19 protein-coding genes are annotated in these 17509 nt (G+C 60.0%); 12 read left to right on the top strand and 7 right to left on the bottom strand.

Features of this window, described 5'->3' with window-relative positions; genetic code table 11:
• The first annotated feature begins 51 nt into the window (after positions 1–51).
• The 8 genes from ACUTQW_RS02625 to acpA all read left to right on the top strand — a co-directional run bounded on the left by ACUTQW_RS02625 (position 52) and on the right by acpA (position 8841).
• Complete coding sequence (locus tag ACUTQW_RS02625; RefSeq protein ID WP_013812057.1) at positions 52–762, top strand: GntR family transcriptional regulator; 711 nt, start codon at positions 52–54, stop codon at positions 760–762.
• Positions 763–806: 44 nt separating this feature from the next.
• A complete protein-coding gene (gene urtA, locus ACUTQW_RS02620) occupies positions 807–2075 on the top strand; it encodes an urea ABC transporter substrate-binding protein (RefSeq protein WP_064798733.1) in 1269 nt (422 codons plus the stop codon).
• Positions 2076–2163: 88 nt separating this feature from the next.
• Complete coding sequence (gene urtB, locus ACUTQW_RS02615; protein ID WP_064798734.1) at positions 2164–3744, top strand: urea ABC transporter permease subunit UrtB; 1581 nt, start codon at positions 2164–2166, stop codon at positions 3742–3744.
• The gene (gene urtC / locus ACUTQW_RS02610; protein ID WP_006324276.1) at positions 3744–4820 is read left to right on the top strand and encodes an urea ABC transporter permease subunit UrtC; all 1077 of its coding nucleotides are present in this window, start codon (positions 3744–3746) and stop codon (positions 4818–4820) included. The genes urtB and urtC overlap by 1 nt, the downstream gene beginning before the upstream one ends.
• Positions 4817–5623 carry an urea ABC transporter ATP-binding protein UrtD gene (gene urtD / locus ACUTQW_RS02605; RefSeq protein ID WP_004942114.1) on the top strand — a complete coding sequence of 269 codons (807 nt, stop codon included), beginning with the start codon at positions 4817–4819 and terminating at the stop codon, positions 5621–5623. The genes urtC and urtD overlap by 4 nt, the downstream gene beginning before the upstream one ends.
• 9 nt (positions 5624–5632) lie before the next feature.
• On the top strand, positions 5633–6331 hold the full coding sequence (gene urtE, locus ACUTQW_RS02600; RefSeq protein ID WP_006324278.1) for an urea ABC transporter ATP-binding subunit UrtE: 699 nt from the start codon (positions 5633–5635) through the stop codon (positions 6329–6331).
• Between the two features lie 114 nt (positions 6332–6445).
• Positions 6446–6958 (top strand): DUF2165 family protein, encoded by a 513-nt coding sequence (locus ACUTQW_RS02595; protein WP_006324279.1) that lies wholly within the window; start codon positions 6446–6448, stop codon positions 6956–6958.
• A 170-nt stretch (positions 6959–7128) separates the two neighbouring features.
• Entirely contained in the window at positions 7129–8841 is a 1713-nt protein-coding gene (gene acpA, locus ACUTQW_RS02590; RefSeq protein ID WP_006324280.1) for an acid phosphatase, read from the top strand.
• Between the two features lie 22 nt (positions 8842–8863).
• Here the strand turns inward: acpA and ACUTQW_RS02585 are convergent, their stop codons facing one another.
• A complete protein-coding gene (locus ACUTQW_RS02585; protein WP_006324281.1) occupies positions 8864–9376 on the bottom strand; it encodes a GNAT family N-acetyltransferase in 513 nt (170 codons plus the stop codon).
• A 119-nt stretch (positions 9377–9495) separates the two neighbouring features.
• Here ACUTQW_RS02585 and ACUTQW_RS02580 point away from each other — a divergent pair, with 119 nt between their 5' ends.
• Together ACUTQW_RS02580 and ACUTQW_RS02575 are read left to right on the top strand one after the other, a co-directional pair.
• Positions 9496–10263 (top strand): hypothetical protein, encoded by a 768-nt coding sequence (locus ACUTQW_RS02580; RefSeq protein WP_020438703.1) that lies wholly within the window; start codon positions 9496–9498, stop codon positions 10261–10263.
• Complete coding sequence (locus ACUTQW_RS02575; RefSeq protein WP_020438704.1) at positions 10256–10894, top strand: RES family NAD+ phosphorylase; 639 nt, start codon at positions 10256–10258, stop codon at positions 10892–10894. Before ACUTQW_RS02580 ends, ACUTQW_RS02575 begins: the two co-directional genes overlap by 8 nt.
• Before the next feature lie 90 nt (positions 10895–10984).
• Here the strand turns inward: ACUTQW_RS02575 and ACUTQW_RS02570 are convergent, their stop codons facing one another.
• Positions 10985–12202, bottom strand: coding sequence for an FAD-dependent oxidoreductase (locus ACUTQW_RS02570; RefSeq protein ID WP_006324284.1), 1218 nt, complete (start codon positions 12200–12202; stop codon positions 10985–10987).
• A 72-nt stretch (positions 12203–12274) separates the two neighbouring features.
• Positions 12275–12844, bottom strand: coding sequence for a DUF4865 family protein (locus tag ACUTQW_RS02565; protein ID WP_006324285.1), 570 nt, complete (start codon positions 12842–12844; stop codon positions 12275–12277).
• A 105-nt stretch (positions 12845–12949) separates the two neighbouring features.
• On the opposite strand from ACUTQW_RS02565, the gene ACUTQW_RS02560 reads away from it, so the two are divergent.
• Complete coding sequence (locus tag ACUTQW_RS02560; protein ID WP_006324286.1) at positions 12950–13819, top strand: LysR substrate-binding domain-containing protein; 870 nt, start codon at positions 12950–12952, stop codon at positions 13817–13819.
• Here the strand turns inward: ACUTQW_RS02560 and sseA are convergent.
• Positions 13816–14661, bottom strand: a complete 846-nt coding sequence (sseA, locus tag ACUTQW_RS02555; protein WP_004942126.1) for a 3-mercaptopyruvate sulfurtransferase — start codon at positions 14659–14661, stop codon at positions 13816–13818. The two genes, ACUTQW_RS02560 and sseA, sit on opposite strands and share 4 nt — an antisense overlap.
• A 103-nt stretch (positions 14662–14764) precedes the next feature.
• Here sseA and ACUTQW_RS02550 point away from each other — a divergent pair, with 103 nt between their 5' ends.
• Positions 14765–15181 (top strand): NUDIX hydrolase, encoded by a 417-nt coding sequence (locus ACUTQW_RS02550; RefSeq protein WP_006324287.1) that lies wholly within the window; start codon positions 14765–14767, stop codon positions 15179–15181.
• On the opposite strand, the gene ACUTQW_RS02545 is transcribed toward ACUTQW_RS02550, so the two are convergent.
• The 3 genes from ACUTQW_RS02545 to ACUTQW_RS02535 form a co-directional block, all read right to left on the bottom strand.
• Positions 15178–15678: a DUF523 domain-containing protein gene (locus tag ACUTQW_RS02545; protein WP_037432474.1), complete on the bottom strand. Its 501-nt coding sequence runs from the start codon at positions 15676–15678 to the stop codon at positions 15178–15180. The two genes, ACUTQW_RS02550 and ACUTQW_RS02545, sit on opposite strands and share 4 nt — an antisense overlap.
• Positions 15679–15750: 72 nt before the next feature.
• Positions 15751–16425: a hypothetical protein gene (locus ACUTQW_RS02540; protein ID WP_064799985.1), complete on the bottom strand. Its 675-nt coding sequence runs from the start codon at positions 16423–16425 to the stop codon at positions 15751–15753.
• Positions 16425–17447, bottom strand: coding sequence for an AraC family transcriptional regulator (locus tag ACUTQW_RS02535; protein ID WP_004942135.1), 1023 nt, complete (start codon positions 17445–17447; stop codon positions 16425–16427). Before ACUTQW_RS02535 ends, ACUTQW_RS02540 begins: the two co-directional genes overlap by 1 nt.
• Positions 17448–17509: the final 62 nt, after the last annotated feature.

Here is a 17509-nt window from a genome sequence, read left to right as displayed (position 1 = left end):
TTCAGAATTTAACGCAGGGCGCCGCATGCTGCGCCCGGCAAGAGGAACACTATGCAAATCACCAATAACCGCAGCAAGGCGCGGCCGGAGGGGCTGGCGGAGCGTATCTACCTCCAGCTCAAGGATGACATCTTTGATTTTCATCTGCTGCCGGGCGATCGCTTCAGCGAAAACGAAGTGGCGCTGCGCATGGACGTCAGCCGTACGCCGGTGCGTCAGGCGCTGTTCTGGCTGGAGCGCGAGGGCTACGTCGAAGTGCATTTTCGCAGCGGCTGGCAGGTGCGCCCCTTCGATTTCGACTACTTCGAGCAACTCTACGATCTGCGCATCGTGCTGGAGTGCGAAGCGGTTAAACGGCTGTGCGCGCGCCCGGCGGGAGAGGTGCCGCCGCCACTGGCGGCGCTCAACGGCTTCTGGATCGACGAGCCGCGGCTGGAGGACGGCAAAACCGTCTCGCTGCACGACGAGCAGTTCCATATGACGCTGGTGGAGGCGGCGGGCAATGGGGAAATGGCGCGCATTCATCGCGACCTGACCGAGAAGATCCGCATCATTCGCCGGCTGGACTTCACCCAGGGAACCCGTGTCGAGGCCACCTACAACGAACACGCCGCCATTCTGCGGGCGATCTTGCAACACCAGACCGAGGAGGCGCAAACGCTGCTCAGCAACCACATTGCCGTCAGTAAGGCGGAAGTACGGAAAATAACCCTGCATATGTTGCACCAGGCGCGTCTTCATACCCCGGACAGCCCTGCGTGAATTTTTCTGAACCTGTTTTCCAACACACATCAGGAGTTTTAATTATGCAACGTCGTCACTTTATAAAAGCTTTTGCGTTGTCCGCCACCGTGATCGGCATGGGTATGACCTGGAGCGCGCAGGCGGCCGATACCATTAAAGTCGGCATTCTGAGCTCGCTGTCGGGCACCATGGCCATCTCTGAAACGCCGCTGAAAGACGTGGCGCTGATGACCATCGATGACATCAACGCCAAGGGCGGCGTGCTGGGCAAAAAACTCGAGCCGGTGGTGGTGGACCCCGCTTCCAACTGGCCGCTGTTCGCCGAAAAGGCGCGCCAGTTGCTGACCCAGGACAAAGTGGCGGCGGTGTTCGGTTGCTGGACGTCGGTCTCGCGCAAATCGGTGTTGCCGGTGTTTGAGGAACTGAACGGGTTGCTGTTCTACCCGGTGCAATACGAAGGGGAAGAGATGTCGCCAAACGTGTTCTACACCGGCGCCGCCCCTAACCAGCAGGCGATCCCGGCGGTGGAATACCTGCTGAGCGAAGACGGCGGCTCGGCCAAGCGCTTCTTCCTGCTGGGTACCGACTATGTGTATCCGCGCACCACCAACAAGATCCTGCGCGCCTTCCTGCACACCAAAGGGATCCAGGACAAGGACATCGAAGAGGTCTATACGCCGTTCGGCTACAGCGATTATCAGACCATCGTCGCCAACATCAAGAAATTCTCCGCCGGCGGCAAAACTGCGGTGATCTCCACCATCAACGGCGACTCCAACGTACCCTTCTACAAAGAGCTGGCCAATCAGGGCATCAAGGCGACCGACGTGCCGGTGATCGCCTTCTCGGTGGGTGAGGAAGAACTGCGCGGCATCGACACCAAACCGCTGGTGGGCAACCTGGCGGCCTGGAACTACTTCGAGTCGGTGGATAACCCAACCAACAAGCAGTTCGTCAGCGAATGGAAAGCCTACGCCAAGGCGCACAACCTGCCGAACTACGCCACTGCCGTAACCAACGACCCGATGGAAGCCACCTATGTCGGCATCCATATGTGGGCACAGGCGGTGGAGAAAGCCGGCACTACCGACGTCGACAAGGTACGTGCGGCGATGGCAGGGCAGACCTTTGCCGCACCGTCGGGCTTCACCCTGACCATGGACGCCACCAACCACCACCTGCACAAACCGGTGATGATCGGTGAGATTGAAGGCAACGGCCAGTTCAACGTGGTGTGGCAGACCGACGCCCCGGTGCGCGCGCAGCCGTGGAGCCCGTTCATCGCCGGCAACGACAAAAAACCGGATCACCCGGTAAAAGGCGGCAAGTAACCGTCGCATTCCCGTAGGGGCGCCGCAGGCTGCGCCCGTCGTAACGGTAGGGGCCGGGCATACCCGGCCCCTACAGAGGAGGCCGCTGATGCAATCCCCATTCTTGTTCCATTTCCGCTCCTGGTTTTGGTTGCTGTGCTGCCTGCCGATGTTCGCGCAGGCGGGGCCGGCCGATGACTTTGCTGCGGCCAACCGCACCCAGCAGGCCAAGTTGTTGCAGGCGTGGGCGACCGCGCCGGACGCTGCGCGCCTGCCGTTATTGCAGGGGCTGAAGCAGGAAAACGTGGTGATCGACGAGGCCAAACATGCCTTTATCCAGCAGGGCGAAGCTTATCGCCCGCTGGATGGCGTTGCCCCGCCGGTCGGCACACCGAAAAAAGTGTGGTTGAACAACCGGCTGCGCATTCTGATCGCCAACGCACTGTCGGCGCATCGGCTGGTTAGCGACGATCCTGCGGTGCGTTTACAGGCGGCGCAGGCCCTGCAACGCGAGGCGCAAAGCGATCAACTGCCGCTGCTGGCCCGGCGGCTGGCGCAGGAAAAAAACACCCAGGTGCATGATGCGTTGAGCATTGCGCTGGCGAATCTGCAATTGGCCGACGCCAACCCGCAGGTGCGCCTCAACGCCGTGCGGCTGCTGGGCAGCTCGGGCTCGCCTGAGACGCAGCCAAGGTTACAGGCATTGACCGACGCCGCCCACGAACCGGACGCCGCAGTGCGTGCCGAAGCCTTGAAAAGCCTGACCAGCGTGAAACACCGGCTGATGATTGGCGATCTGATCGGCCAGGCGTTTACCGGCCTTTCGCTCGGTTCGATCCTGCTGCTGGCGGCGCTCGGGTTGGCGATTACCTATGGGCTGCTGGGGGTGATTAACATGGCGCACGGCGAAATGCTGATGCTGGGCGCCTACTCGGCCTACCTGGTTCAGGGGCTGTTTCAACAGTTTGCGCCGCAGTGGCTGGCGCTGTATCCGCTGGTGGCGCTGCCGGTGGCGTTCGCCATTACCGCCTGCATCGGCATGGCGCTGGAGCGCACGGTGATCCGTCACCTGTACGGCCGGCCGCTGGAAACCCTGCTGGCGACCTGGGGCATCAGCCTGGTGCTGATCCAGGGGGTGAGGGTGCTGTTCGGTGCGCAAAACCTGGAGGTTGCCAACCCGGCCTGGCTGTCGGGCGGCATTCAACTGCTGCCTAACCTGGTGCTGCCGTGGAACCGCATCGCGGTGATCGTGTTTGTGGTGCTGGTGCTGGCGCTCACCTGGTTGCTGCTGAACAAAACCCGGCTTGGCATGAACGTGCGCGCCGTGACGCAGAACCGTGCGATGGCCGCCTGTTGCGGCGTGCCCACCGGGCGTGTCGACATGCTGGCGTTCGGTCTGGGATCCGGCATCGCCGGGCTGGGCGGGGTGGCGTTGTCGCAACTGGGCAATGTGGGGCCGGAGCTGGGCCAGGGCTATATCATCGACTCGTTCCTGGTGGTGGTGCTCGGCGGCGTGGGGCAACTGGCCGGCACCGTGGTGGCGGCCTTTGGCCTCGGCATCGTCAACAAAATTCTTGAACCGCAGATTGGCGCCGTGCTGGGTAAAATCCTGATCCTGGCGCTGATTGTTCTGTTTATTCAAAAACGTCCTCAGGGGCTGTTCGCCTTCAAGGGCAGGGTGATCGACTGATGAGCCAACCATTAACTCTCACCGGCGTGCAGAAGGCACCCCGATTGGCGCTGGGCATCGGCGGGCTGGCGTTGCTGGCGCTGTTAATCATGCCGTTTCTCGCACTGTTGCCGGCGGACCATCCGTTGGCGATCTCCACCTATACCCTGACGCTGGCGGGCAAAATCCTGTGCTACGCCGTGGTGGCGGTGGCGCTCGATTTGGTGTGGGGCTATGCCGGGTTGCTGTCGCTGGGGCACGGGCTGTTTTTCGCTCTCGGCGGCTATGCGATGGGCATGTATCTGATGCGCCAGGCGGCGGGAGACGGCCTGCCGGCGTTCATGTCATTTCTGTCGTGGAGCGAGCTGCCCTGGTTCTGGAGCGGCACCCAGTATTTCGCCTGGGCGCTGTGCCTGATGATATTGGTGCCCGGCGTGCTGGCCTTTGTCTTTGGCTACTTCGCTTTCCGTTCAAAAATCAAGGGCGTCTATTTCTCGATCATGACCCAGGCGCTGACCTACGCCGGCATGCTGCTGTTCTTCCGTAACGAAACCGGCTTTGGCGGCAACAACGGCTTTACCGGTTTTACCACGCTCCTGGGATTCCCGATTACCGCTACCGGCACGCGGGTGGCGCTGTTTCTGGCGACGGTGCTGCTGCTGGCCGTCAGCCTGGCTATCGGTTTTGCCCTGGCGCGCAGCAAGTTCGGCCGGGTGCTGACCGCCGTGCGCGATGCGGAAAACCGCCTGACGTTCTGCGGTTACGATCCCAAAGGCTTCAAGCTGTTTGTCTGGACGCTGTCGGCGGTGCTGTGCGGGCTGGCCGGGGCGCTGTATGTGCCGCAGGTGGGCATTATCAACCCGGGCGAGATGTCGCCGACCAACTCGATCGAGGCCGCTATCTGGGTGGCGCTGGGCGGCCGCGGCACGCTGGTGGGCCCGCTGCTCGGCGCCGGTATCGTCAACGGCGCCAAGAGCTGGTTCACCGTGGCGATCCCGGAATACTGGCAATTCTTCCTTGGCCTGATGTTTATCCTCGTCACGCTGTTCCTGCCGAAAGGAGTTATCGGCCTGTTGCGCAAGGGGAAATCGCAATGAATTCGCTGCAAATGACCGACGATCTGTTTACCCAGCCGCTGCCTGCCGACAAGCATCGCCAACAAACCGACCCGGTGCTGGTGCTCGATAACATCAACGTCAGCTTCGACGGCTTTCGCGCGCTGAGCGATCTTTCACTGCAGATCGGCGTGGGTGAGCTGCGCTGCGTGATCGGGCCCAATGGCGCGGGCAAAACCACCCTGATGGATGTGATCACCGGCAAAACCCGGCCGGACAGCGGCAGCGTGTTTTACGATCAAACCGTCGATCTGACCGCGCTGGATCCGATGCAGATAGCCCAGGCCGGCATTGGCCGCAAGTTCCAGAAACCGACGGTGTTCGAAGCGCTGACGGTGTTCGAGAACCTGGAGATCGCGCAGAAAACCCAGAAGTCGGTGTGGGCCTGCCTGCGCGCCAGGCTGAGCAGCGAACAGCGCGATCGTATCGATGAAATGTTGCAAACCCTGCGGCTGAGCCATGAACGGCACCGGCCTGCCGGGCTGCTGTCCCACGGGCAGAAGCAGTTTCTCGAGATCGGCATGCTGCTGGTGCAGGAGCCGCATTTGCTGCTGCTCGACGAGCCGGCGGCAGGCATGACCGATGCGGAAACCGAGTACACCGCCGAGCTGTTTCGCTCGCTGGCGGGCAAGCATTCGCTGATGGTGGTGGAGCACGATATGGGGTTTGTCGAAACCATCGCCGACCACGTCACCGTGCTGCATCAGGGCCAGGTGCTGGCGGAAGGTTCACTGGCGCAGGTGCAGGCCAATGAGCAGGTGATCGACGTGTATCTGGGACGCTGAGGAATCACTATGTTGCAAGTAAACGAACTGAATCAATACTACGGCGGCAGCCACATTCTGCGCGGCCTGTCGTTTGAGGCCAATATCGGCGAAGTGACCTGCCTGCTGGGGCGCAACGGCGTGGGCAAGACCACGCTGCTGAAATGCCTGATGGGGCTGATCCCGGCCAAGAGCGGCACCATCCATTGGCAGGGCAGCGTGATCAACGGCAAAAAACCGCATCAGCGGGTGCAGGCGGGCATGGCCTATGTGCCGCAGGGACGGGAGATCTTTCCACGTCTGACGGTGGAGGAGAATCTGCTGATGGGATTGGCGCGCTTTTCCGGCGCCGAAGCACGCAGGGTGCCGGAGAACATCTATGAGCTGTTCCCGGTACTGCGGCAGATGAAGGATCGGCGCGGCGGCGATCTCTCCGGCGGGCAGCAACAGCAATTGGCGATTGGCCGCGCATTGGCCTGCCGGCCGCAGCTGTTGATCCTCGATGAGCCGACGGAGGGGATCCAGCCTTCGGTGATCAAAGAGATTGGCGCGGTGATCAAACAGCTGGCGGCGCGCGGCGATATGGCGATCCTGCTGGTGGAGCAATTCTACGACTTCGCCGCCGAGCTGGCAGACAGCTATCTGGTGATGTCGCGCGGCAGCATCGTACAGCGCGGGGCCGGCAGCGCGATGGAGCAGAACGGGGTGCGCGGGCTGGTGGCGATCTAAATAATGGGCTGTGAGGGTTTTAGCAAGGAGGGGAGTTCTCCCCATTCCGATATTGTGGCCTAAGGTAAGATGGGTTCTTAATATACCCTTTGAAAAGGAGATCTAAGGATAATTATGAACGAAATCACGGTGTCACGCCTGTCTTGCATCGTCCTGTCGCTGTTCCCGGCCCTGTGGGGCATTTTCAGCCTGTTGAACAATACGGCGGATTTTGCCGGAACCGCCCGGCATGCCGTAGCGCCGCTGCTCAGTATGCAGGATACCTATCAGGTGCCTGGGCTGATGTGGCGCGCCATTACCGCACCCTGGGCCGGGGTGGTCGGGTTGGCGCTGATTACCCTGCTGGAATCCCTGGCCGGCATAACGGCATCCTTTGGCATGGTATTGATGGTGAAACACCTGGGCCACCCTTATGCGGCGTTTGCCAAAGGCAAGGCCTGGGCGATGCTGGGTGCGCTTTGCGCGATCGCGGTGTGGGGCCTCGGTTTTATGGTGGTGGCCGGCGACTGGTTTATGGCCTGGCAGGCCAGGGACAACCCGCTGGCGGTGCAGTTGGGCGCCTTGCTGTATATGCTGCCCAACGCGCTGGCGTTGATGCTGCTGATGGTGCAACGGGACGCGCGCTGAGCCGGCAGCCAGGCGGGCGAGTGATTAAACTGCGGCAATCCTCGCGAAATTGTTGCCAAATGCTAACCTGTCGCCCACTGTCACATTTCGTTCATAACTGTGCCCTAGCATAATGTCTCTTAAATAAATTTATAACAAATCAACAGGTTAAAATTTTAGAGGGAAGGCACATGAGCGATAAACCGCATAACGATCTGCCGCCGGCTGCGGGCGACAACGAGCAACAACCCGCTAACCCGGCGCGCCGCCGTTTTCTGGCGGGGGCGACGGCGTTGAGCGTCGGCGCCACCCTTGCGCCGCTGGCCAATGCTGCCGGTGAAGGCAATAAGAAACTGCTGTTGAGCGGCCTGCCGGAAGGTGCGCAAAACCCGCTGCTGCGCCGCCATGTGAAAAACGTGGTGGTGATCTATGCCGAGAACCGCAGCTTCAATAACCTGTTCGCCAATTTCCCCGGCGTGGAAAAACCGCTGTCGGCGCTCAAGCCCGAAGAGTACCAGCAGCGTGACCGCGACGATCGGCTGCTGGATACGTTGCCGCCAATCTGGAAAGGGTTGGTACCGAAGGCGCAGGAAGTCGGGCACGTTAATTACAGCATTGGCGAGGATGCGGTATTCACCAATCAGTTGCCGAATCAGCCGTTTGTCTTGACCGGGCCGCAAGGGGAGAACCTGCCGCACGGCGTGGTGACGCGTGATCTGTGGCACGTGTTCTATCAAAACCAGATGCAGATCAACGGCGGCAAAAACGACAAGTTTGTCGCCTGGGCGGATTCCGGCGCGCTGACCATGGGCTACTACGGTGACGGCGCCTATAACCTGCGGCTGTGGACGCTGGCGCAGGAATTTACCCTGTGCGACAACTTTTTCCAGGGCGCCTTTGGCGGCTCCTTCCTTAATCATCAGTATCTGGTCTGCGCCCGCCCGCCGTTTTACCCCGACGTACAAAACTCCATCGCCAAAGAGGGCATTGCCCAGCTTGAAAGCGATGACGCGGCCGACCCGCGCCTGAAGCCGCTGGGCGATTCGCCGGTCAGCGCGTCGTTCGGCATCCCGCTGTTTGGCAAGAGCCTGCTGACGCCGGACGGCTATGCGGTAAACACCATGGCGCCGCCGTATTGGCCGTCGTGGACCCGGGATGAAAAAGACCCTACGCTGGCGGATGCCGCCCAGCCCAATGTGTTGCCGCCGCAAAAGCACCTGCACATCGGCGACTTGCTCAATCAGAAGGGCGTAGACTGGGCGTGGTACGCCGGCGGTTGGCAGTATGCGCTGGACAACCGCAAGGATCAGGGCGATTTCCCCGGCGCGCCGGACTTCCAGTATCACCATCAGCCGTTCAATTACTTTGAAAATCTGGGGCCGGGCAACCCACAGGCCCGCGAAGCCCATTTACGCGACGGCGGCATTGGCGACTCACCGGCCACCAACGCTTTTTTGGCGGCGGTAGAGGCAGGCACGCTGCCGCCGGTAACTTTCTACAAGCCGCAAGGCAACCTCAATATGCATGCCGGCTATTCCGATGTGGAAGCCGGCGATCGTCATATCGCCCATATCATCAACAGCCTGCGTAACGGCCCGCAGTGGAACAACAGCGTGGTGGTGATCACCTTCGACGAAAACGGTGGCTGGTGGGATCACGTTGCGCCGCCGCAGGGCGATCGTTGGGGGCCGGGATCGCGCATTCCGGCGTTGATCGTCTCGCCGTTCGCCCGTAAAGGCTATGTCGATCACAAGGTATACGATACCGGCTCGATCCTGCGCTTGATCAGCCGGGTATTCGATCTGCCTACGCTGGAAGGATTGGTTGAACGCGATAAAGCGATGGCGGCACGCGGCCAAAAACCGCTGGGGGATTTGACCGACGCGCTGGAGTTTCCGGCCTGATAGGGCGGGGCAAGCGCTGTGTTTACAGCGCTTTGTTCATATACCAGATGCCGATGGAACCTTGCGCGCTGGTGTAGCAGGTCTCGCCGCAAAGGCTCAACCCCTGGCGCTGATAAAAACGCTGGGCGCTGGTATTGCGTTGCAACACCTCCAGCCACAGCATGGGTTGTTGCCTTTCTACAGCCCGTTGCTGTACCTGCTCAAAGAAAAGTTGGCCGTAACCCCGGCCGGCGTATTCCGGCAGAAAATAGATTTTCTGCAGCTCTGCCCCGGTGGTTTGCGTCGGCGCCAGCAGGCTGTTGAAATTCAGCCGCGCATAGCCCACCAGATCCTCGCCTTCATAACCCAGCAACCAGCAAACTTCCGGATCCTGCAGCGTTTTTTCTAACGCCTCAACCGCAAAGTCTTGCGCCAAAAAAGCGTCCAGCTCCTCTTTATAGTGCCAAAGTTCGCCGAAATGCGCCTGATAGGTACGAATGCCGACATCGCGAACCAGCAATAAATCACCGATCAAAGCCTGGCGGATAGTGAACATAGGGGGCCTCATTGTGGGTTATGGCCAAAATACTGGCGATAGGTTAGTGGTGGAAATTTAGACACTCAATTCCATACGAGATATACTCAATATACTCAATATCTGTATATGGGGGCAATATGACGACTAAAGAACAGACTTATCGCCGTTCAGGCCAGCGCGTTTCAATGCAAATGCTGACTGCCGATCAGTTACAACATTTTAAACCGGGTAAGCACACGACTCGGTATTTGGTTATTGAAGTCGATGCCGGGAACAATAAAGCAAAACGCGGTGATAAGGATACCGCCCGGAATGCGGCCTTGCGGGAAAAATTAGTAGCCATTGTAAACGACCCCACCCTGGATCCCAGCGCGGCAATGCAAATGTTGGAGATTGCTAGGGAGATGGGGATGAAACGGCCAGTAGCAGAAGAGCCTGTTGAGACGTCTACTCCTGGTGGAGGATCAAAAGCCAGTATTTTTGATGGTTTTGAAGCATTCCGTGGCAGAAATGAAGTCAGAAAACAGGATCTTCGCCAGTACATACTAGCAGATGCCACCTGGCTGACCTCATCCGATCTTTCCGATAAGGCCGGGTTCAGCAACCGTAATCGCAGTGCCGGCCCGAACGGGTGGAAGCAGCGCGGAAAAATTTTCGCGATCAACGTTGAAGGCCATGATCGTTATCCTGCTTACGCTCTTGATGAGGCTTATCAGCCGCTAAAAGTCCTTAAAGAGATATTGAGCGTTTTTGAGGGAACAAGAAGTCCGTGGTCAATGGCAAGTTGGATGGGGACGGCAAACACCTGGCTTGACGGGAAAAAACCTAAAGACCTCTTGCAGAAAGATCCCGCAGCCGTTTTGCATGCCGCTCGTAAAGAGAAGGAGGGGGCACAGCATGGCTGATGATTTGGTGCCACCGGCTGCAAAGATCAATATCAATAAGCGTATTTTAAAGGCAGGGACGCCGCTTTATCGTATTCACAGGGAAAAATATGCCGGTGACGCCTTTAATGACAGCAGACAAGGAGACGCGCGATTCAGCCCGATAGTTAATGAGGACAGCAGAGTTATTGCCACGGCTTATGCCGGTGACAGCACCAAGGTAGCCTTTTGTGAAGTCCCGTTACACGATGTTGATTTTTCTCAAGTAAAAGTTGAGTTCGCTACTGCACGGCTTGCAGGGCTGGTTCACACCGAACTGGTGGTCAATAAGGCATTGGAATTGGCCGAACTGGATCAACCCGGTTTAGCCAAGATGCGGGCATCAAAAAAGGTAACCCATTGCGATGCTGCACAGTATGGCGTTACCCGCCAATGGGCTGAGGCTATTCACAAACAGCATAAAGAAGTCCAGGGGTTGGTCTGGCCATCAAAACAGCATCCTGGCAATGCATACGTGTTTTTTGGCGATCGCTTGAGCGAAAACGCATTATCTATTGTGGGGGAAACCCTGCCTGTAACGGATAGAAAAGTGGTAATACATCTCCTGCAATTGGCGGATCAAATGGGGATTACCCTTCTGGAAGAGGATTGACGTAACCCAGACTTGGCACAATCCGCCGGATCTGTAGAGTAATGCGTTCTGTCGTCCATTTTCGTCAAGTTTCCAGCCCGCAGTAGTGATTCACCCGTCAAGATGCTTCGGCGTTTCCCGGCGGAACCCCAGCCCGATAATACGGCCGAACAGGTGCGGCAGCCAGCGGCTGTTGCCGATGCGGATCATCAGGCTGGAACTGCCGCCGGTGCGGCGTTTTTTCGGCCTGCGTTGGCTCATCTTGATCTGCAGGAATTGGGTGGCTTTGGTGGGGAAATTGCGCCGGCGCTGTACCTGCTGCAGGTGTTTCAGTTGCAGGCTGTGGCTGCGCAGCGGAGGAATGATGCTGTTGGCAGTGGCGACCGCATCCTGAATCGCCAGATTCACCCCGACACCGCCAATCGGCGACATGGCGTGTGCGGCGTCACCGATGCACAGCACGCCGGGTTTGGCCCAGCTATCGAGTCTGTCGATACGAATGCTCAATAGCTTTACCTGTTGCCAGCTCTGGATGTCCTGCAGGCGATCGTCCTGAAACGGCGCCACTTCGGCGATGTGCAGCAAAAACCTCTCCAGGCCGTCTTGCTGAATTGCCTCGAAACTGCCTTTATCGATGGAATATCCGCACTGCCAATATTCGCCCCGGTCGATCATGATGAAGTTCTGCTTCGGGCCGGTGTGGCCCATGGACCAGGCCGGGTCGCCGGGCTTTTTATCGAGCTTCAGCCACAGCACATCGCGCGGCGTGCCAAACGCGCGGCTGCCGAGCGCCGCCTGTTCGCGCACCACCGAGTTGCGCCCGTCGGTACCGACCACCAACTGACAGTGCACGCGGATCGGGCCTTCAGGCGTATCCGCCAGCACGCCGCATACCTGACCGCGATCGTACAGCAACTGGTGCGCCTGCGCCGATTTGATCAGCGTGAATTCAGGAAAGGCCGCCGCCTTTTCCGCCAGAAAATTGAGAAACTCCCACTGCGGCATGAACGCGATAAATTTGCAGCGCGTCGGCAGCCGGGTGAAGTTTGCCAGCGTGATATCGCGCCCGGCGATCTCGGCCTGCAGCGTCTCCGCGCGTTGGTGCGGCAACGCCAGCAGCTCATCGAGCAGGCCAAGCTGATGCATGATTTCCAGCGTGGAAGGGTGAAGGGTATCGCCGCGAAAATCTCGCAGGAAATCGGCGTGTTTTTCCAGCACCGTTACGTTAATCCCCGCCCGCGCCAGCAGGTAGCCGAGCATCAGCCCGGCGGGGCCACCGCCGACAATGCAGCAAGAGGTGGCGTAAGGTGTGATAGGCGACTGTGACATAGCGGTTGGCCCTGACGATCCGCATCCTGCGGATCGTAATTGAATGACTTTATTTGATAATGATTATCAATATCAAGTCTGGCTGTCAACCCGCAGTACTGTGTGGTCAAAGGGGGCGGAAAGGTGGCCAACCCGGTAGCATTGGGTGCCGGGTTCCGGCGCCAGCGGCAGTTCCCGCCACAGATGCAGCCGCACCAGCTGCCAGGCAGCGGGATCAAACGCCACTATACTGGCCAGGGCGGCGGGATCGGCCTGCTGCTGGCGGCGCAACGCAGCCAGATCGCTGTAAGGCGCAATCGGCAGCGTTTGACGCGTGGCGCAGGTGGCTTCGGCGAGCCTTTGGCGGTCAAAATGCGCCAGCCACGGCAACCAATGGGTCACCTGCGGCCAGCCAAAGGCCTGGCTTACGCCCCTGAAGCCGTCGCCGGTCAGAAAATCGCTCATGCCGGCGCTGCTGTTCCACAGATAAAACGGCGCATAGAGATTTTCGCCGCTGTGCTCGCCTTTCTGCGCATAGAGATAGGCTTTAATCAATAACTGCGGGCAGTTATCGAGCAGGTGACCAAAACGGGCGATGCGGTCGCGGATAATCGCCATATCGTAATCGGCGGGCAGAGCGAAGTTGTATTGCATGGCAAGCATGATGATTCTCCTGAAAGGCATTGACCCGGCGAGCATGACACGCCATCTTTATCAGTAAAATCGGCATTATTTTGATTAATGGTTCTTGAAAACGGGATGGTCAGTATGGGGCGAGTCACCTTCGATCTCGACGATCTGCGCAGTTACGTTACCGGCATTGAGTTGGGCAGCTTCGCCAGGGCGGCGGAACGGTTGGGGCGATCGACCTCGGCGGTCAGCGCGCACCTGAAAAAACTGGAGCAGCAGATCGGCGCGCCGATCTTGCGAAAATCCGGGCGCGGTATGGTGATGACCGAGGCCGGTGAAACGCTGCTGGGCTATGCCCGCCGGCTGCTGGAACTGAACGACGAGGCTGCCGCGGCGGTGCGTGGGCTGGATTTGCAAGGAACCGTGCGGCTTGGGCTGCAGGAAGATTTCGGTGAAACCTTTTTGCCCCAGGTGCTGGGCAGTTTTACCCGCGCCCATCCGAAGGTGCGCATAGAGGCGCGCATCGCCCGCAACGCCGAATTGATCGACTGGGTGCTGAAAGGGCAGCTGGATTTGTCGCTGGCGTGGGACGGCGGCATCAGCACGCCGTTTCAGCAGGATTTGGGCCGCCGCATGATGCACTGGATCGCCTCGCCGAACTTCGATTTGAGCCAGTGGCAGGGCGGTGATGAACCCTTGCCGCTGGTGATGTTCGACGCCCCCTGCCTGATGCGCAGTGTGGCGACCAACGCGCTGGATCGTGCCGGTATCGCGTGGCGCATCGCCTTCACCAGCCGCAGCCTGAACGGCGTCTGGGCGGCGGTCAGCGCCGGGCTGGGGGTCACGGTACGTACCGACGCCGGGCTGCCTTCGGGATTACTCCGCCTGGCACCCGGCGCTTTGCCGGCGCTCAGTCACATCGGCGTGGTATTGCACCGCGCCGAAGAAAACCCCTCTGCGGCGATTGGACGGCTGGCGCAGATCGTGGCCGAACGGATCGACGGTTAGTCCTGTTCGATCGGTTGGTTGCCGCTCAACGCACCCCATTCGGTCCAGGCGCCGTCATACAGCTTCACCTGCGGGGCATCGAGCGACAGCAGGCCAAATGCCAGCACCGCGGCGGTGACGCCGGAGCCGCAGCTGGTGACGATCGGTCCGTTGATGTCCACCCCTTTATCGCTGAAGGTTTTCTTCAGCGCTTCCAGCGATTTGAAGCGGCCGTTTTCCAGCAGCTCGCCATAAGGAATATTGATGCTGCCGGGGATATGGCCGCGGTGCAGTCCTGGGCGCGGTTCTGGCGCTTGGGCGTAAAAACGCGGCGCGGCGCGGGCGTCCAAAATCTGTACTTCCGTGTTCAGCGCCTGCTCCACCTGTTGCATATTCACGACGGCGTCGGCGTTGAAGCGGGCGTTAAAGGTTTGAGGTTCAGGCCGTGCCGGGCCGGTTTCCAGCGCCTGGCCCAATGCGCTCCAGCCGTTCAGGCCTTCGTCCAGCACGTAAACCTGCTGCGCGCCAAAGTTACGGAAGGTCCACCAGCCGCGCGGTGCGGAAAACTGATTGCCCTCGTCATAAAACACGATGGTGTGCTTATCGTTGATGCCCAGCTTGCCTGCCGCCGCGCTGAATGCTTCCGCCGTCGGCAACATGTGCGGCAGGGCGGTGTTTTTGTCGGCTACGTCGTCGATATCGAAGTACACCGCACCCGGTATATGGCCGCGTTCAAACTCGGCGATCATATCCTTTTTCGGCACCAGGCCGACCGGGGACATCCTGACATCAACCACCACCAGATCTTCATCGTTGATATGCTGCGCAAGCCATTGTGGAGTAACCAGAAACGGAGAGTTCATCGCTATTGTTCGCCTGTTGTGAAAACGGATTTTCACTATACACCAGAGGGCGGGAGGATGAGGTAAGATGATTGGCAAACGGGGCGGATAATCATGAGGCCTAATGGAGAACAACAGCTTCGGCGGCGCCAAAATCGCGCTGCTGTGCGGCGATAGCCTGCTGACCTATCGGCGTGACGACAAAACCGGTATCCCCTGGCCCGGCTGCTGGGATCTGCCCGGCGGCGGGCGTGAGGGCGATGAAACGCCGCTGCAATGCGTGCAACGCGAAACCTTCGAGGAATTTGGCCTGCGTATTGCCGCTCGGCAGGTGAGGCGGCAACAGCGCTATGAGGGTATTCTGGCCGGCTATCCGCCCACCTGGTTTATGGTGGGCGAAATCACGCCGGCGCAAATTGCCTCCATCCGCTTTGGCGATGAGGGGCAATGCTGGCAGATGATGGCCATCGACCGCTTTATCGAGCATCCGCAGGGCATTTCGCACCTGCAGCAGCGGCTGGCGGCGTATCTGCGCCGCTAGCTCTGTTCCACCGCCTCAACCCGGGCGATCAGCGCCGCGAGCTGGCGATCGGAAAACACTTCAATGCCATGCCGGCGCAGCAACTCGGCGGTAACGCCGCTGCCGGGTTTGGTCTGGCCGCTGAAAGACCCGTCGTAGATGAACTGGCTGCCGCAGGACGGGCTGCCGTCGGTGAGCAGCGCAAAGCGACAGCCGTGCCGCCGCGCGGTTTCCAGCGCCAGATGGGCACCAAGCAGATAGCTGTCGGTGACGTCGCCGCCGCCGGCCTCCATCACTCGCCCCTGCTGGGCGAGCACGGTGGCGCCATTGGCGGCCGGGGTAATTTCTGCGTTGGGGCGCGGGGTGGAAAAACCGGCGGCCAACTCCGGGCAGCAAACCACCAGGCGGCCTTCGCGCTGCCAGCGTTGCAGGATCGCGTTGACCAGCGGTTTGTCGGAGCCGTTATAGCGAACTTTAAAACCGGCCAGGCAGGCGCTGAATAAAATCTTTGACGGCATGAGCTCTGTCTTCTGTCACAGGGGCGAAAGCGCGGGCAAACAGCCCGCACGCGCGGCTTTAACATAGCAGAATCATACTGCCGATGGCAGCGCCAACCGGTTAATCTCTGCCGGTTCGATGATTGGCAGCGGCGTCGTATGCCTCGCAACCGCCAGCATCGCCAGCCCGATCCTTTCGGTCGTGGTGACCTGATTGGGGAACAGCCGCAAGGCACCCAGCCACAGCGGTTTAAACAGCGTATACAGCAAATGGTAAGCACGGGTTTTGGAACGGATGCCGTGTAACGGAATGATAGCGCCGGGGCGGAACATCACCGCATGGAACGGCAGCGCCAGCAGGGCGTTTTCGGTCGCCCCCTTGACCCTGGCCCACATGCTGCGGCCCTGTTCGCTGCTGTCGGTTCCGGCGCCGGAAACGTAGATAAAAGTCATGGCCGGGTTCAGCCGCGCCAGTGGACGGGCGGCGGCCAGCGTCAGATCGTAGGTCACCGCGCGATAGTCGGCTTCGCTCATGCCGAAGGACGAGACGCCGAGGCAAAACAAACAGGCGTCATAGCCGGCGAACTGCGGTTCCAGCGCCGACAGGTCGTTGAGGGCGGGCGTCGTCAACTGCCGGAGTTTGGCGTGGCTTTGCGCCAGCGGGCTGCGGCCGACGCTGAACACTTCTGTGACCTGCGGGTCGAGCAGACATTCGCGCAACGCACCCTGGCCGACCATACCGCTGGCACCGAAAATTATCACTCTCATCATCTGTTCTCCTGACGGGCGCTCACGCGCCGGCTGCGCCAACGGTTAGGCGTTTGCGATTCCCACTGCATAAAGGCGCGGCTGAACGAATTCAACTCTTCAAATCCCAGCACGAAGGCAATCTCGCCCGGCTCCAGATCGGTGTCTGACAGCAGGTGGCAGGCGGTACGGTGGCGGGTTTTGTCCAGCAATTGCTGATAGCTGTAGCCCTGTTGTTGCAGCCGTCGTTGCAGGGTGCGCGGGCTGATGTACAGTTCGGCGGCCACGCTGTTCACGCTGGGCCGTTGCCCACGCATGCTGCGGGCGAGGATCGCCATCACCTGTGCGGGCAGGCTGTCATCCTGCTGCGCCCTGGCAAGCTCGGCTTCCAGGCCGGGCAGCAAAACGGCCAGACTGTCCTGGTTATAGGTAATAAACGGCTGCTTCATCAGCGCGCGGTCGAACACCAGCACGTCCAGCGGCGCGTTGAAATGGATCGGGCAGGAAAAATAGCGCAGCAGCGGGGACGCGGGATCCTGGCGGCGCGTCAGCTCGATCGCCCGGGGCTGGATCGCCATGCCGGTACCACGGCGGCACAGGGTAGTGATGTAGGCAAACATGGTGTCAATCAGCAGATCGGGGGCGTGGCCTTCGGCCATAAGCCAGCGGGTATGCAGCCGTACGCCGTGGCCGTGTTCCGTCAGCACCAGCTCCTCCGGGCACACCAGCCGCTTATAGCGGGCCACCTTCTGCAAGGCTTCCCCCAAGGTGGCGGAATGCAGCGCCGCGACCGAGGCGATATCGTAGTGCTCCGGGGCCACGTCGCCGCCGAGGCGTAAACCGAATGCGGCATCATTGGTCAGTTTGGCGAGCGCGCGCCAGATTTCAAAATACTGGTGGGTGGAAAGCCTGGCTTTTTCGCGTCCGTCGCTGAGCAACCCGCCGGGAAGGCCGGCCAATTGGCTAACCTGTTCAATATCCACCCCCAGCGCCGCGAAGCGAACCGCCAGCGCGCCGGAAACCGGAATTTGATCGCTGCTCATGATGATTCCTTTGGCTGCCTGTTGAGAAAGGTTCCAGTGTAAAAGGTTAGGGCAGGCACGGA

The sequence above is a fragment of the Serratia sp. TSA_7 genome, assembly GCF_052692135.1.
This window is presented reverse-complemented; position numbering and strand designations above follow the sequence as displayed.